This window comes from Micromonospora sp. ABR4_055, from assembly GCF_056160425.1.
Genome location: NZ_JBSWXD010000038.1, coordinates 30,006 through 44,365, shown reverse-complemented (window position 1 = coordinate 44,365; position 14,360 = coordinate 30,006). Strand labels below are relative to the sequence as shown.

Here is a 14,360-nt window from a genome sequence, read left to right as displayed (position 1 = left end):
GTGCTGGTCACCGCGACCGGCCCGACCGCCCGCGGCGTCCGCGCCGAACTCGACCGGGCCGAACCCGACCGAGCCGAACCGGACCGGGCCGGGGCTCAGCCGCCGACGTAGGCGGCGAGGTGCTCACCGGTCAGCGTCGAACGGGCCGCGACCAGGTCGGCCGGGGTGCCCTCGAAGACGATCCGACCACCGTCGTGACCGGCACCCGGCCCCAGATCGATGATCCAGTCGGCGTGTGCCATGACCGCCTGGTGGTGCTCGATGACGATCACCGACTTCCCGGCGTCGACCAGCCGGTCGAGCAGGCCGAGCAACTGCTCGACGTCGGCCAGGTGCAGGCCGGTGGTCGGCTCGTCGAGAACGTAGACGCCGCCCTTCTCCGCCATGTGGGTGGCCAGTTTCAGCCGCTGCCGCTCGCCGCCGGACAGGGTGGTGAGCGGCTGGCCGAGGGTGAGGTAGCCGAGCCCGACGTCGGCGAGCCGACGCAGGACGGCGTGCGCGGCCGGGGTGCGGGCGTCGCCGGACGCGAAGAACTCCTCAGCCTCGGCCACCGACATCGCCAGCACCTCGCTGATGTCCCGGCCGCCGAGCTGGTACTCCAGCACCGCCGCCTGGAACCGCCGGCCCTGGCAGTCCTCGCAGACGGTGGCGACGCCGGCCATCATCGCCAGGTCGGTGTAGATGACCCCGGCACCGTTGCAGGTCGGGCAGGCGCCCTCCGAGTTGGCGCTGAACAGCGCCGGCTTGACCCCGTTGGCCTTCGCGAACGCCTTGCGGATCGGGTCGAGCAGCCCGGTGTACGTCGCCGGGTTGCTGCGCCGAGAGCCTCGGATGCCGGTCTGGTCGATCGACACCGCCCCCGCGTCGGCCGGGATCGACCCGTGCAGCAGCGAACTCTTGCCGGAGCCGGCGACCCCGGTCACCACGACCAGCACACCGAGCGGGATGTCGACGTCGACGTCGCGCAGATTGTTGGCGTTCGCGCCACGGATCTCCAGCGTGCCGGTGGGCTCGCGGACCGTCTTCTTCAGGTTGGCCCGGTCGTCGAGGTGGCGGCCGGTGACGGTGACGCTGGCCCGCAGCCCGTCCACGGTGCCTTCGAACATCACCTCGCCGCCGGCGGTGCCGGCTCCGGGGCCGAGGTCGACGACGTGGTCGGCGATCGCGATCGTCTCCGGCTTGTGCTCGACGACCAGCACCGTGTTGCCCTTGTCCCGCAGCCGCAGCAGCAGGTTGTTCATCCGGGCGATGTCGTGCGGGTGCAGCCCGATGGTCGGCTCGTCGAAGACGTAGGTGACGTCGGTCAGTGACGACCCGAGATGCCGGATCATCTTGGTGCGCTGCGCCTCACCGCCGGACAGGGTGCCCGCCGGGCGGTCCAGCGAGAGGTAGCCGAGGCCGATCTCGACGAACGAGTCGAGGGTGTGCCGCAGCGCGGTCAGCAGCGGTGCGACCGACGGCTCGGCCAGCGCCTGGACCCACTCGGCGAGGTCGCTGATCTGCATCGCGCACGCGTCGGCGATGTTGATCCCGTTGATCTTCGACGACCGGGCCGCCTCGTTCAGCCGGGTGCCGGCGCAGTCCGGGCAGGTGGTGAAGGTGATCGCCCGCTGCACGAACGCCCGGATGTGCGGCTGCATCGCGTCGACGTCCTTGGCCAGGAACGACTTCTGGATCCGCGGGATCAGGCCCTCGTACGTCACGTTGATGTTGTCGACCTTGATCCGGGTCGGCTCCTTGTACAGCAGGTCGTGCAGCTGCGACCTGGTGAACTTGCGGATCGGTTTGTCCGGGTCAAAGAAGCCGCAGCCGCTGAAGATGCGCCCGTACCAGCCGTCGACGCTGTAGCCGGGGATGGTCAACGCGCCCTCGTTGAGCGACTTGCTGTCGTCGTACAGCGCGGTCAGGTCGAAGTCGGTGACCGATCCCCGGCCCTCGCAGCGCGGGCACATGCCGCCCAGTCGGGTGAAGGTCTGCTTCGTGGTCTTGCTGGCGCCGCGTTCGACGGTGATCGCCCCGCTGGCCCGCACCGACGCCAGGTTGAAGGAGAACGCGTTGGGCGGGCCGACGTACGGCTGACCGAGCCGGCTGAACAGGATCCGCAGCATCGCGTTGGCGTCGGTGGCAGTGCCGACCGTGGACCGCGGATCGCCGCCCATCCGCTCCTGGTCGACGATGATCGCCGTGGTCAGCCCGTCGAGCACGTCGACCTCGGGCCGGGCCAGCGTCGGCATGAACCCCTGTACGAATGCGCTGTACGTCTCGTTGATCAGGCGCTGCGACTCGGCGGCGACCGTGCCGAACACCAGCGAACTCTTGCCCGAGCCGGAGACCCCGGTGAACACCGTCAGCCGGCGTTTCGGGATCTCGACGCTGACGTCCTTGAGGTTGTTGACCCGCGCGCCGTGCACCCGGATCAGGTCGTGACTGTCGGCGGGGTGCGGGGTGGACGGCCGCTCCCCCGAGGCGGTGGCCCTGCTCATCGAGAATCCCTACCTATCGAGTCTGCTGGATGCGGATCAGGTTGCCGGCGGGGTCACGCACGGCACAGTCGCGGACCCCGTACGGCTGCTCGGTCGGCTCCTGGACGATGTCCGCGTCGCCGGCCTGCAGCCGCTCGAAGACCCCGTCGAGGTCGCTGGTGGCCAACAGGATGCCGGCGTAGGTGCCCTTGGCCATCATCTCGGTGATGGTACGGCGCTCGTCGTCGGTGATGCCGGGGTCGACACCCGGCGGGTGCAGCACGATGGCGGTGCCGGGCTGGTCGACCGGGCCGACGGTGAGCCAGCGCATCCCGTCGTAGCTGACGTCCAGGCGCAGCTCGAAGCCGAGCAGGTCGCGCCAGAAGGCCAGCGCGGCGTCGGCGTCGGCGTGCGGCAGGAAGCTGGAGTGAATCGTGATGTCCATGCCGGTCACGCTAGTTGCGCCGCCGGAACCCGCGCTTCTCGATTCCTGATCGGTCTGGTTACCTGTTTTGCCAGGCAGGCGGGCATCTCCGGGCGGGCGGAGCCGGCCCGGCGCCGGTACACGCTGGGCGGGACGCCGACCAGCTCGGTGAACCGGGTGCTGAAGGTGCCCAACGAGGAACAGCCGACCGCGAAACAGACGTCGGTGACGCTCAGGTCGCCCCGGCGCAGCAGCGCCATCGCGCGTTCGATGCGCCGGGTCATCAGGTACGCGTACGGCGACTCGCCGTAGGCACGCCGGAACTCGCGGCTGAGGTGCCCGGCCGACATGTGCACGCCACGGGCCAGGGCCTCGACGTCGAGTGGCCGGGCGTACTCCCGGTCGATCCGGTCGCGCACCCGGCGCAGCCGCGCCAGGTCGCCCAGGTGCTGCTCATGCCTCACGCTGCCGGTCACCTGCGCGATGCTGCCACACCCCGCCGACAAACTCCCGCCCGGCGGGGCCAAACCTACGGTGCGGCGGGAGCGTAGCGCGCGTTCGGCATGTGAACGACACGTAGGAAGGCGGGCAGGCGCCACGGTCGCGGCCCTCCGACGACGACGTCGCGACGCATCGCGGCCACGGCGGTGCCGGTCCGGCCGAAGAGCATCAGGTTGAACCGGGCCGGACGGAACCGCAGCCGGACGTCGACCGGGTCGTCCGGTGGGGCGAGCCGGATCCGTCCGTCACCGAGCACGACGGTTGCGGTCGGGGTGTACGCGGAACGGAACTGCACCGCGATCGGCCGTTTCGGCATTGCCCGCGAGGTGTCCAGCAGGACGCCGTAGTCGTGGTGCAGCATCCCGAGGAAGAACTGGTCGAAGTACAGCGACGCGTAGTCGTCGGGCATCGACCAGGGGCGGCGCAACACCCGGGCGATGTCCCAGCCGTGCACCAGCAGCTCGTTGACCAGGTGCGCCACCATGCCGGCGATCGGCACCCGCGCGTCACCCAGCCACTGGACGGTCCTTTCCGGCGGCAGCTGGGCGGTCGCCGCGAGGATCGCGTCGGTCGCCTCGCCGAGCAGTTCGGCGAGGCGAGCCGGGTCGCGTTCGGTGAAGTGCCGCAGCACATGGTCGTTGACGTCGGCGACGGTGTCGACGTTCGCGGCGGACAGGGCCGCGCGGATGTCGGGGATCTGCAGCGGCGGCTCGTCACCCTCGACGAGGGTGACGTACAGCATCGCGATGCTCACCACGTGCGCGGCGGTGTCCGACACCGTCCAGTCGCGGGTCGCCATCGCCTTCGGCTGACTGTCGACTGTCAGCAGTGATTGGAATCGGTCGGTGAGGACACTCAACGCCGTACGGGCCAGGGTCCAGCGGTCAACGGGCACAACGAAACTCATCCGGTGATCGTGGCACCGGCTGCGTCGACAGTGTTCCTTGACGTTGCGCGTTTCATGCGCGATTTCCGATGAGCCGACCCTGGCCGGGGTCGCGCCTGGCGACGACACGGGCGAGGGTGCGCAGCATGGTACGGACGAAGCGGTCGAAGACACGGTCGGGCAGAATCCGCCGGGCCGCCAGGATCACCCTGGCGGCCCGGCCGACGGGGTAGCGGGTCCGTGGCCGGCGGGCGCGCACCGCTCTGGCGACGGCGTCGGCGACCACCGAGGGCGGCGACGCCGGGCCGTCCTCGACCGCGAGGATGGCCGCGCCAAGTGCCGCCTGGTCGGCGTACGGGCCGCGACCCGAGGTGTCGAGGAGATGCTGGCCGGCGATGGCGGGCCACTCGGTGGCGATCGCACCGGGCTGGATGACGACCACGTCGATGCCGAGTGGGGCGAGCTCCATCCGCATCGAGTCGCTGAGTCCTTCGACGGCGAACTTGGTGGCGTGGTACCAGCCGCCGAGCGGCTCGTGGATCTTCCCACCGATTGACGAGATGTTGACGATGCGTCCACTGCCCTGCCGGCGCATCTGCGGCAGCACGAGTTGCGTCAGCCGGGCCAGGCCGAACACGTTGACGTCGAACTGGCGGCGGGCCTCGTCCAAGGGCACGTCTTCGACCGCGCCGAACGAACCGTACCCGGCGTTGTTGACCAGCACGTCGACCCGCCCGGATTCGGCCAGCACCTGTTTGACGAGGTCGACCAGCGCGGCGTCGTCGGTGATGTCGGCCCGCACGGGCCGGATGCCGACGTCGGCCAACGGGGTGATCCGGTCGAGCCGGCGGGCGACGGCGTAGACGTGGTAGCCCATGGCGCGCAGCTTGCGGGCGGTGGCCTCGCCGATGCCGGAGGAGGCGCCGGTGACGACGGCGACCTTGTCGCTCATGATCTCTCCCTTGGTAACCAACTAGATAGTTACATCATCGGCGCTACCCGCGCAGTTGTCAACCAACCAGTTGGTTTTGGGTAGGCTGGCGGCATGGTCCGCGACTCCACCGCCACCAAGCACCGGATCCTCGACGCCGCCACCGTCGAGTTCGCCGCCCACGGCCTGGCCGGCGCCCGGGTCGACCGGGTGGCCGAGCGCGCCGGCGCCAACAAGCAGCTGATCTACGCGTACTTCGGCAGCAAGGAACGGCTCTTCGACACCACCCTCGCCACCCACCTGGAGCGCTTCATGAAAGCGGTGCCCTTCGACGCAGACGACATACCCGGCTACGCCACCGCGATGTTCGACTTCGGCGTCACGCACCCGGACCTGCTCCGACTGCTGCAGTGGCACACCCTCGAACGGCCCGGCGAGCTCGCCCGGATGGAGCAGAACCACCACACGACCCGACGGAAACTGGCCGCCCTGGCCGAGGCCCAGGCCGCCGGCCTGGTCGACGACACGCTCCCGCCCGCCGAACTGCTCGCCGTCGTTCTCGCCGTCGCCCGGGCCTACGACGATCCGGCGCCGACGTCGGTGGCCGCGCGCCGGGCCAGCGTGACCACCGCCGTACGCCGGCTCGTCACCCCCGGCCCGCGCCCGTAGAGCCAGCTCGTCACTCCGCCCGCGACCGTAGGACCCGGCGACCCGGGTCCGGCGCGCCGCCGGTCCGCGACATCGAAACGGTTGTGCCGGGAACCAGCGATGCCGTTGCACCGACTACTCCTATCGGACCCCGGGACATATTATTGACTAACGTCTATCTGGAGTGCTCCGTGCCGCGACCCCGCATGCTTGCCGCCGTCCTCGCCGCGTCGATCGGACTCACCACAGCCTGCAGCGCTGACTCCGGTGGTGGCGCCACCTCGACGACGTTGCGGATCGGGTTGGGCACCGAGTCGGGCGCACTGGACCCGCACGCGTTCACCGGCAACTTCCTGCTCCTCGACGCCATCTACGAGCCACTGGTCAGCTACGGCGAGGACGGGCAACTGGAGCCGGGCCTGGCCGAGTCCTGGACGGTGGCACCGGACGGACGGCAAGTGAGTTTCGACCTACGCGACGACGTGCACTTCACCGACGGGACGCCGGTCGACGCCATGGCCGTCAAGTGGAACTTCGACCGGTGGGTGGGCAACGAACGCTTCTCGTTCTTCCGGGCCTCGCAGGTCGTCTCCGCTGTGGACGCCCCGGATCCGGACACGGTCGTGCTCACCCTGTCCGAACCGTACGAACCGCTGCTGCAGGAGTTGTCGATCGTCCGTCCTGTCCGGCTGCTCAGCCCGGAGTCCGCCGACGCCGACGGCACCTTCCAGGACCCGGTGGGCACCGGGGCGTGGAAGCTGGTGTCCAACGGCGCCACCGGCACCGTGCTGGAGCGCAACGACGACTACTGGGGGCCGAAGCCCAGTCTGGAACGGCTCGAGTTCAAGGTGATCCCGGATTCGCAGGCCCGCGTCGACGCACTCACCAACGGCGAGATCGATCTGATCGGCGGCGCCTACCTGGCCCCGATCACGCCGGTGGAGGCGCAGTCCTTGCGCGATCGCGCCGGCGTACGGCTGATCACCGGCGCGGCGGACGTCTCGATCCTGCTCGGGTTCAACCCCGACGGCCCCGCCGGCGACCGGGCGGTCCGAGAGGCCGTCGGCCGGGCGATCGACACCGAGGCGTTAGCGACGGCGTTGTTCCTGGGCCAAGCGGAACCGGCCCGTCGGGTGTTCCCGCCGAGCGTGCCGGACTCCGGTACCGATCTGCCGGTCGGCTTCGACCGGGCCGCCGCAGGGCGGGTGCTAGACACCGCAGGCTACCTCCGCGAAGGGGAGATCCGGACCCGCGACGGCGAGCCGCTGTCGTTGCGGCTGCTCATCCCGGCCGCACCGGCCGAGGGGCAGCTCGATCCGCGCACCATGGCCGCCGCGATCGCCGCCGCTCTGCAGGAGGTGGGGATCGGCGTGGAACTGGTCCCGGTCGACGCCGCCGCCTACTACGACGAGCGGGCCGAGGGCAGGTACGACCTGACCTTCTTCGAAACCCTCGGCGCCCCGTACGACCCGTCCAGCTCGATCGTGTCCCTGTTCACCGACGGGGCCCGGGCGCCGCTGTGGGTGACGCCGACCACCGAGGACCTGGTCGACAAGGCGTTGTTCGCCACCGACCCCGCTGAACGTTCCGTGGCCTACCAGGACCTCTACGAGGCGGTGGCCGCTGATACCGGGTTCGTCCCGTTGGTGTACCGGCCCCGACTGTGGGCGGTGCGCGACGGGGTGAACGGCTTCGCGGTGCCGCCCACCGACGTGGATCTGGAACTGACCGGAGTCACCGTCGGGTGAGCGGATCCGGGCGGCCACGGACCGTCGGCGGCCACCTCGTACGGTGGACCGTCGACACCGTCGGCGTGCTGCTCGCGCTGTCAGCCGGAACGTTCGCGCTGGTGCTGCTGGCCCGCGGCGATCCCGCCGCGGTGCTGGCAGCCACCCGGGCCGGCCGGCCGGCGACTCCGGAGCAGGTCGAGGCCGTCCGCTCCGAACTTGGGCTGGACGCTCCCGCCCCGGTGCGGTACCTACGGTGGCTGGCCGACGCCGCCACCGGCGACTTCGGACTGTCGCTGCGGACGAACCTGCCGATCGGCCCCGAGGTCGCCGACCGGCTGGCCGTGACGGCGGGGCTGGTGGCGGGATCGGTCGTGGTGGCCGTGGTGGTGGGGATGACGGTCGGCGTCGCCGGGGCGGTGGCCGGGCGGGGACCGCTGCGTGGGGTACTGCGGATCGGGGCGCTGCTGGCGACGTCGGTGCCGGCGTTCTGGCTGAGCTACCTCCTGGTTCTGCTGCTGGCTCTACGGTGGCAACTGGTGCCGACGTCAGGCATGGCCGGTCCCGCCACCTGGGTGATGCCGATGGCGGTGCTCGGGCTGCCGGCGGCCGGAGTGCTCAGCCGGGTGGTGGCGGTCACGTTACGGGAAGCGATCGACCGGCCGTACGTCCTGGCGGCGCTGGCCCGGGGCAGCGGGCCGATGTCGATCGTGCTCCGCGACGGTCTGCCGAACGCGGCCGGGCCGATCCTGTCCGTAACCGGGGTGATCATCGGCGGTCTGCTGGTTGGCACGGTCGTGGTGGAACAGATCTTCGGCTGGCCCGGTCTCGGGGCGTACTTCGTCCACGCCGCCGCCGCCCGTGACGTGCCGGCCCTGCAGGCCAGCGCGCTCGTGCTCGGCGGCGGCTTCATCCTGGCCAACCGGCTCGCCGACGTCGTGCAGGTCCTCGTCGATCCCCGGGCCCGGTCGGGGGTCGGATGACGGCCGGACATGGAAAGTGGACGATGCCCGCCCCGGTACGGACGGCGCTGGTCGGCCTGCCGTTGGCCGGGTTCGCGATCGTGGGGCTGCTCGCACCGGTGCTGGCGCCGGCCGACCCGGCGGCCAACGATCTGTCGGCCAGTCTGCTGCCGCCGTCGGCGGCCCATCTGCTCGGCACCGACCAGCTGGGCCGTGACCAGCTCAGCCGGCTCCTGCACGGTGCGCGAATCTCACTCGCCGTCACGGCGGCGGTCCTGCTGGTCTCGGTGACCATCGGGGTGCTCGCCGGCGCTGTCGCCGGATACCTGGGTGGCTGGGTCGACCGAATCGTCGCCCGGGTCATCGACATGGCGGTCTCGCTACCGGGAATGCTGGTGGCGCTGGCGGTCATCGGCATACGTGGCCCCGGTGTGGAGAATCTCGTCGTCGCGATGTCGCTGTGGACGTGGGCCCCGTACGCGCGGATCGCCCGCGCCCGCGTCGCGGGTCTGCGGGCCAGTCCGCACCTGGACGCGCTGCGGCTGCTCGGCGCCGGCCCGGTGCGCGTCATCGGCCGTCATCTGCTGCCGAGCGCCCTCGCCCCGTGCCTGGTCTATGCCAGCACCGACGTCGGCTCCATCGTGCTCGGCGTCGCCACGCTGAGCTTTCTCGGCCTCGGCATCCCACCACCGCAGGCGGAGTGGGGACAGATGCTCATCGAAGGGCGCCCCTACCTTGCCTCCGCCTGGTGGCTGGCCTACCCGCCCGGTATCGCGATCACCGCCGTCGTGTTCGCGAGCAACCTGCTCGGCGAACGGCTGGCGGTCGGCGACGAGCGCCCGTCGGTGCTGCGTTGGATACTTCCGGCCCGGCTGCGGGTGCCGCGACCCAGGCGGCCGGGGCCCGGGGTGCCCGCAACCGGCAGCACGGAGACCACGGCCACCGTCACGTCGAGGGCCGCTGCCGACGACGACGTACTGCTGCGGGTGCGGAACCTGTCCGTAGCCTATCCACGTGCCGGCGGCTTCCGGCGCGCCGTCGCCGACGTCTCCTACGCGGTACGCCGTGGCGAGACGCTGGCGATCGTCGGCGAGTCCGGCAGCGGCAAGACCACCTCCGCGTTGGCGCCCTTCGGGCTGCTGGACCCGAGCGCGCTAGTCTCCGGTTCTGCGCAGCTGCGGACCGGGCCAACGGCACGTGAGCTCGTCGGACTCGCCCTCCTGCAACGCCGCCGGGTCAACGGCCGCCGGGTCGGGGTGGTGTTCCAGGACAGTCTCGCCGTGTTCGATCCGCTGCGCAGCATCGGCGCGCACGTCGACGAGGCGGTCCGCAACGCGGGCGGCCGGGGCCGGCGGGCGGCGGTCCGCCGGGTCAGTGAGGACCTGCTGCGTCTGGCTGGTCTGCCCGACCCGACGGCGGTCGCCGGCCAGTATCCTCACCAGCTCTCCGGCGGGATGCGGCAACGGGTCCAGATCGCCGTCGCAATCGCCGGTGAGCCGGAGCTGCTCGTCGCCGACGAACCAACCTCCGCGCTCGACGTCACCGTCCAGGCGCGCCTACTCGACCTGCTCGGGCAGCTCCGCGACGAGCTGCGTATGGCCATGGTCGTCGTCAGCCACGATCTGGCGGTGGTCACCCGGCTGGCCGACGCCGTGGCCGTGATGTACGCCGGCCGGATCGTGGAGTACGGGCCGCTCGACTCCGTGGTCCGTCATCCCGACCATCCGTACACGCGGGGTCTGCTCGACGCCGTGCCGCGTCCCGGTGCGGCGCCGGGCACCCGGTTCCGCACCATGGCGGGACGCTCCGGTGCCGGGCCGGACGACACGTCAGGTTGCGCGTTCGCTCCCCGGTGTCCGATCGCCGTAGCCGGATGCGGGCACGAGCAGCCCGTGCTGTTGGCGGTGGGAGCGGACCCGGCGCACCGGTCGGCGTGCCCGCCGACCCGGACGGCCGACGCGTCGCTGCGGCGCGTGGCAATCGGTGACCTGGACGGAGACTGACCGATGTTGGAGATCGAACAGCTCACCGCCGACCACCCCCGGCGGCACGGCCGGGGCCGGCTCAGTGTGGTCGAGGACGTCACGCTCCGGGTCGCCGCCGGTGAGATCGTCGGGCTCGTCGGCGAGTCGGGCTGCGGCAAGACAACTCTCGCCCGCGTGGCCACCGGACTGCACCGGCCCCGGGTCGGCTCGGTGCGGTTCGAGGGTGTCGACATCCACGCCCTGCGCGGTCGCGCGCTGCGGGCACACCGACGACAGGTCCAGATGGTGTTTCAGGACCCGTACCTGACCCTCAGCCCTGTCCAGACGGTGCGCCAGGCCGTCGCCGAGCCGCTGCGCATCCACCGGATCGGCGACGGCCGGTCCCGCGCCGCACGGGTGGAGGAGGTGCTCGACCTCGTCGGGCTCGGCCCCGGGGTCGGCGGACACCGGCCCCGGCAGCTGTCCGGCGGTCAGCAGCAGCGGGTGGCGATCGCCCGCGCGCTGGCGCTGGGACCACGCCTGCTGGTGTGCGACGAACCCGTCACCGCACTCGACGTCTCGGTGCAGGCGAAGATCCTCAACCTGCTGTGCGATCTGCGCGACCGGCTCGGCCTGGCCTGCCTGTTCATCTCCCACGATCTCGCCGTCGTCCGGCAACTCGCCAACCGCGTCGCGGTCATGCGGCGCGGCCGCATCGTCGAGCAGGGACCGACCGGGCAGGTCACCGGCGGCCCGCGCCATCCGTACACCCGGGCGCTGCTCGCGGCGACCCCCACCATCGACCTCGGCGCCACCGACCGGCCACGACGTCACGCGTCCGAGCCGGCCGGGTTGTCGTAGACGGTGACGTGGGTGCCGGTGCCGAGGTAGGGCTCCCGGCGCCAGCCACCCCAGCGGTGCCGACGGCGCAGACCGGCGAGGCGGGCCATCAGGTCGAGCTCGGACGGCCAGGCGTAGCGCATCGACACCGGGGCCAGCCGCATCCCGTCGTTGCTGATCAGGATGTGCTGGCCGTCGAAACGCTGGTCTACGGGGTCGTGGCGGACCGCGACCAGGCGGACGTGGTCGTGGTCGACACGGTGGGCGTCGACGCTCTGCTGCCGCTGGTAGCGGGCGAGGTCGGGCACCAGGCACTCCAGCACGAACAGCCCGCCCGGCAGCAGTCGTCGGGCGACGTTGGCGAAGCACCGCACCTGCTCCTCCTGGGTCATCAGGAAGAAGAAGGTGGTGAAGACGACGAAGACCATGGCGAACCGGTCGTCGGTGCCGGGATCGACGTCGGCCATGTCGCCGATGGTGACGGGAATCCGGTCGCCGCCTGGCTTGGCCCGCATCCGGGCCACCATCGCCTCGGAGGCGTCGATGCCCCGCAGATCGATCCCGCGACCCGCCAACGGAACGGTGACCCGGCCGGTGCCGACCGCCAGTTCGAGGACCGGCCCGGCCGGCCCGTGCCCGATCAGGTCGGCCAGGCAGTCGACGGCATCGGTCGGGTCGAGGTCGGCGTGCCACTCGTCGTAGACGTCGGCGTTGCGCTCACCGTAGGTCTCCGGTCCGTACGTGGTCATGAGGCTCCTGTCCGAGGCTTCAGTGCAGCGGTCGCATGTCGTGGGTGACGGTGCCGGCGGCGGCCAGCGAGTGGTAGAGCCCGATCTCGGCGGTGGGCCCTTCGGCCATCACCAGGGCGGTGCAGCCGCGTTGGTCGGCGAGGTGGACGATCCGGTCACCGGGCTGGGCGGTCGGGAAGAACTCCGGGCCGCCGGGGAACATCGGTAGCCGTTCGGGTCCGCGCCAGCCGGCGAGTCGGCCGGCCGCCGGTGGATGCAGGAACGTCATGCCGTAGCCACGGTCGGCACTCAGTGGTGCGTCGAGCAGCCGGGGCCGTCGGCCGAGCGCGGTGTCGGTCACCGCCGCGTACACGTTCACCCCGAGCGACCGGCACATCATCTCCCCGATGACCGCCCCGGCGATCCGGCCGTTGATCTCCACGACCTCGGGGCCGGCCGGGGTGTGGGCGAACTCGGTGTGTGCCACGCCGTCGGTGAACCCGACGGCGGCGAGGACCTCCCCGATCCAGGTCGCCAGCCGCTCCGACTCGGCTGGCGGGAGCGCGACTGGAAAAGCGACGGCCTCCTCCCGACGGACCGGCTCGGGGGTGTGAATGTGCACGGCGATCCCGAGCAGTCTGGTGTGCCCACGCCAGCTGACGGTCTCGGCGCTGTACACCGGGCCCGGGAAGTACGGTTCGACCACCAGGTGTCGACCCAGCAGGGTGGCTTCGGCGACCTCGCGGGCGGTCCGGTCGCGTTCGGCGTCGTCGCGGATCAGCCACACCGACCGGGACGATGTGCCCGCCGAGTCCTTCACTATCACCGGGTAGCCGATCGCCGCGACCGCCCCGGCGACCGCCTCGCCGGTGGGCTCCACGCGGAGCGCGTCGGCGCGGCTGAGTCCGGCCCGGTGCAGCAGGGTACGGACCTGTGCCTTGTCCCGCAGAGTGTGGGCTACCTGCGGGCCGAGCGTGGCCAGGCCGTACCGGGCCGCCAGCGTCGCACCGGGCAGCATCCACGTGTCGGTGGAGTTGACCAGCCCGGCGAGGTCGGGCAGCCGGTCGAGCACGGCGGCGCAGGCGGCCACGTCGGTGGTGTCGACGTCGATCACCGTCACGTCGTCGGGTCCGAGCCGGTCGAGTTCGTACGCGTAGATCGACCGGTCCCCGGTGAGCAGGCACAGCCGGTGCCCGGACTCGGCGGCGGCGTCGCGCAGCCGGGCGAGGCCGAACGTCAACGCCTCCAGCGACACGATGGTCACGCCCCCGCCTCCTCGGCCTGCCGGGGACGGCTCGCCTGCGCAGGACGGCTCGCCTGCACGATCAGCCGCTGCGCGTGATTGTCGTACGGTTCACCGGCGAAGCCGCCGAAGCAGGTGATGCCGGTGAATCCGGCGGTGTCCAGCATGGTGCGGATCTCGGCGGCGCTGTAGACGAACTGTTCGAAGTACGCGTGCCGGGCGGTGTCGCCCCGGATCAGGGTCCAGTCGCTACGAAACCGGGTCCAGTCGTCCAGGATGGTGTCCCGCATGACCAGATGTCCGCCGCTCACCTCGACGACCTTCGGGGTGCCCGCCCACCGGGCGAAGATCTCCTTGCTGAACAGATCCAGCAAAAGTCGCCCGCCTGGCACCAGGCTCTGCCAGGCGTTGCGCAGTACGAGCTGGTTCTGGGCCGGGTCGGTGAAATACCCGAACGAGGTGTACATGCTGATGATCAGGTCGTAGCTGTCCCGCTCGACGAACTCCCGCATGTCGGCGCGGACCAGACGTAGCGTCACTCCGGCCTGCTCGCCGGCGAGGTCGGCTCGGTCCAGCATGGTCGCGCTCAGGTCCACCCCGGTGACCCGGGCACCGCGTGCGGCGAGCGGCACGGCGTAGGTACCTGGACCGCAGCCGAGGTCCAGCACTCTGGTCCCGGCTGCGACCTCCAGCAGCGGCGAGGTCGCCACCCAGTTCCGGGCCTCCTGCTGACGGTGCGGGGCGAACAACGCGCCGGCGAAGTCCACCCAGAACCCGTCGTCTGCAAACCACTCCATCGGCAGCTCCGAACTCATGCGACGACTGACGCCTTACAGGTCGCTCAACGACGTGCGGAAGTTCCCCGCCGACCGAAGAAAACTGATCACCTCCACATCAGGGTGAAGCAAATGAATCCTGGATCATTATATCGATGTCGGACATTGTCCAGCGCTCGACTGCCAGCGTCCTGATTCGCACGACAACAGGAACCAATCCACCACTCGGAGCGACCAACATGTCAACGGAACGCCTCGACACCGAGCA

Annotated in this window: 13 protein-coding genes; 5 read left to right on the top strand and 8 right to left on the bottom strand. The window is 71.0% G+C overall.

Going from position 1 to position 14,360, the window contains the following annotated elements:
* Window positions 1–95 precede the first annotated feature (95 nt).
* Genes ACXAHD_RS11845 through ACXAHD_RS11825 form a run of 5 tightly spaced genes read right to left on the bottom strand, consistent with a single transcriptional unit; the run spans window position 96 to window position 5,225 of the window.
* Window positions 96–2,483: an ATP-binding cassette domain-containing protein gene (locus ACXAHD_RS11845; protein ID WP_475050398.1), complete on the bottom strand. Its 2,388-nt coding sequence runs from the start codon at window positions 2,481–2,483 to the stop codon at window positions 96–98.
* 13 nt (window positions 2,484–2,496) lie between these two features.
* Window positions 2,497–2,907 (bottom strand): VOC family protein, encoded by a 411-nt coding sequence (locus ACXAHD_RS11840; RefSeq protein WP_475050396.1) that lies wholly within the window; start codon window positions 2,905–2,907, stop codon window positions 2,497–2,499.
* 5 nt (window positions 2,908–2,912) lie between these two features.
* Entirely contained in the window at window positions 2,913–3,362 is a 450-nt protein-coding gene (locus ACXAHD_RS11835) for a helix-turn-helix transcriptional regulator (protein ID WP_475050394.1), read from the bottom strand.
* Window positions 3,363–3,415: 53 nt separating this feature from the next.
* Window positions 3,416–4,294 (bottom strand): maleylpyruvate isomerase N-terminal domain-containing protein, encoded by an 879-nt coding sequence (locus tag ACXAHD_RS11830; RefSeq protein WP_475050391.1) that lies wholly within the window; start codon window positions 4,292–4,294, stop codon window positions 3,416–3,418.
* Window positions 4,295–4,346: 52 nt separating this feature from the next.
* Window positions 4,347–5,225, bottom strand: coding sequence for an oxidoreductase (locus ACXAHD_RS11825; RefSeq protein ID WP_281554516.1), 879 nt, complete (start codon window positions 5,223–5,225; stop codon window positions 4,347–4,349).
* Window positions 5,226–5,318: 93 nt separating this feature from the next.
* Between ACXAHD_RS11825 and ACXAHD_RS11820 the strand changes: the two genes are divergently transcribed.
* From ACXAHD_RS11820 to ACXAHD_RS11800, 5 genes are all read left to right on the top strand, one after another.
* Window positions 5,319–5,873 carry a TetR/AcrR family transcriptional regulator gene (locus ACXAHD_RS11820; RefSeq protein ID WP_475050389.1) on the top strand — a complete coding sequence of 185 codons (555 nt, stop codon included), beginning with the start codon at window positions 5,319–5,321 and terminating at the stop codon, window positions 5,871–5,873.
* 170 nt (window positions 5,874–6,043) lie between these two features.
* Complete coding sequence (locus ACXAHD_RS11815; protein ID WP_475050386.1) at window positions 6,044–7,600, top strand: ABC transporter substrate-binding protein; 1,557 nt, start codon at window positions 6,044–6,046, stop codon at window positions 7,598–7,600.
* Window positions 7,597–8,562: an ABC transporter permease gene (locus tag ACXAHD_RS11810; protein WP_282230410.1), complete on the top strand. Its 966-nt coding sequence runs from the start codon at window positions 7,597–7,599 to the stop codon at window positions 8,560–8,562. Before ACXAHD_RS11815 ends, ACXAHD_RS11810 begins: the two co-directional genes overlap by 4 nt.
* Window positions 8,563–8,585: 23 nt before the next feature.
* Window positions 8,586–10,544, top strand: coding sequence for a dipeptide/oligopeptide/nickel ABC transporter permease/ATP-binding protein (locus tag ACXAHD_RS11805; protein ID WP_475050383.1), 1,959 nt, complete (start codon window positions 8,586–8,588; stop codon window positions 10,542–10,544).
* Window positions 10,545–10,547: 3 nt separating this feature from the next.
* A complete protein-coding gene (locus tag ACXAHD_RS11800) occupies window positions 10,548–11,366 on the top strand; it encodes an ABC transporter ATP-binding protein (protein ID WP_282230408.1) in 819 nt (272 codons plus the stop codon).
* Here ACXAHD_RS11800 and ACXAHD_RS11795 read toward each other — a convergent pair.
* Genes ACXAHD_RS11795 through ACXAHD_RS11785 form a run of 3 tightly spaced genes read right to left on the bottom strand, consistent with a single transcriptional unit; the run spans window position 11,336 to window position 14,113 of the window.
* Window positions 11,336–12,094, bottom strand: coding sequence for a class I SAM-dependent DNA methyltransferase (locus ACXAHD_RS11795; protein WP_282230407.1), 759 nt, complete (start codon window positions 12,092–12,094; stop codon window positions 11,336–11,338). The two genes, ACXAHD_RS11800 and ACXAHD_RS11795, sit on opposite strands and share 31 nt — an antisense overlap.
* 19 nt (window positions 12,095–12,113) lie before the next feature.
* Window positions 12,114–13,337 (bottom strand): ATP-grasp domain-containing protein, encoded by a 1,224-nt coding sequence (locus tag ACXAHD_RS11790; protein WP_289212714.1) that lies wholly within the window; start codon window positions 13,335–13,337, stop codon window positions 12,114–12,116.
* Window positions 13,334–14,113 (bottom strand): class I SAM-dependent methyltransferase, encoded by a 780-nt coding sequence (locus ACXAHD_RS11785; RefSeq protein ID WP_289206579.1) that lies wholly within the window; start codon window positions 14,111–14,113, stop codon window positions 13,334–13,336. Before ACXAHD_RS11785 ends, ACXAHD_RS11790 begins: the two co-directional genes overlap by 4 nt.
* Window positions 14,114–14,360: the final 247 nt, after the last annotated feature.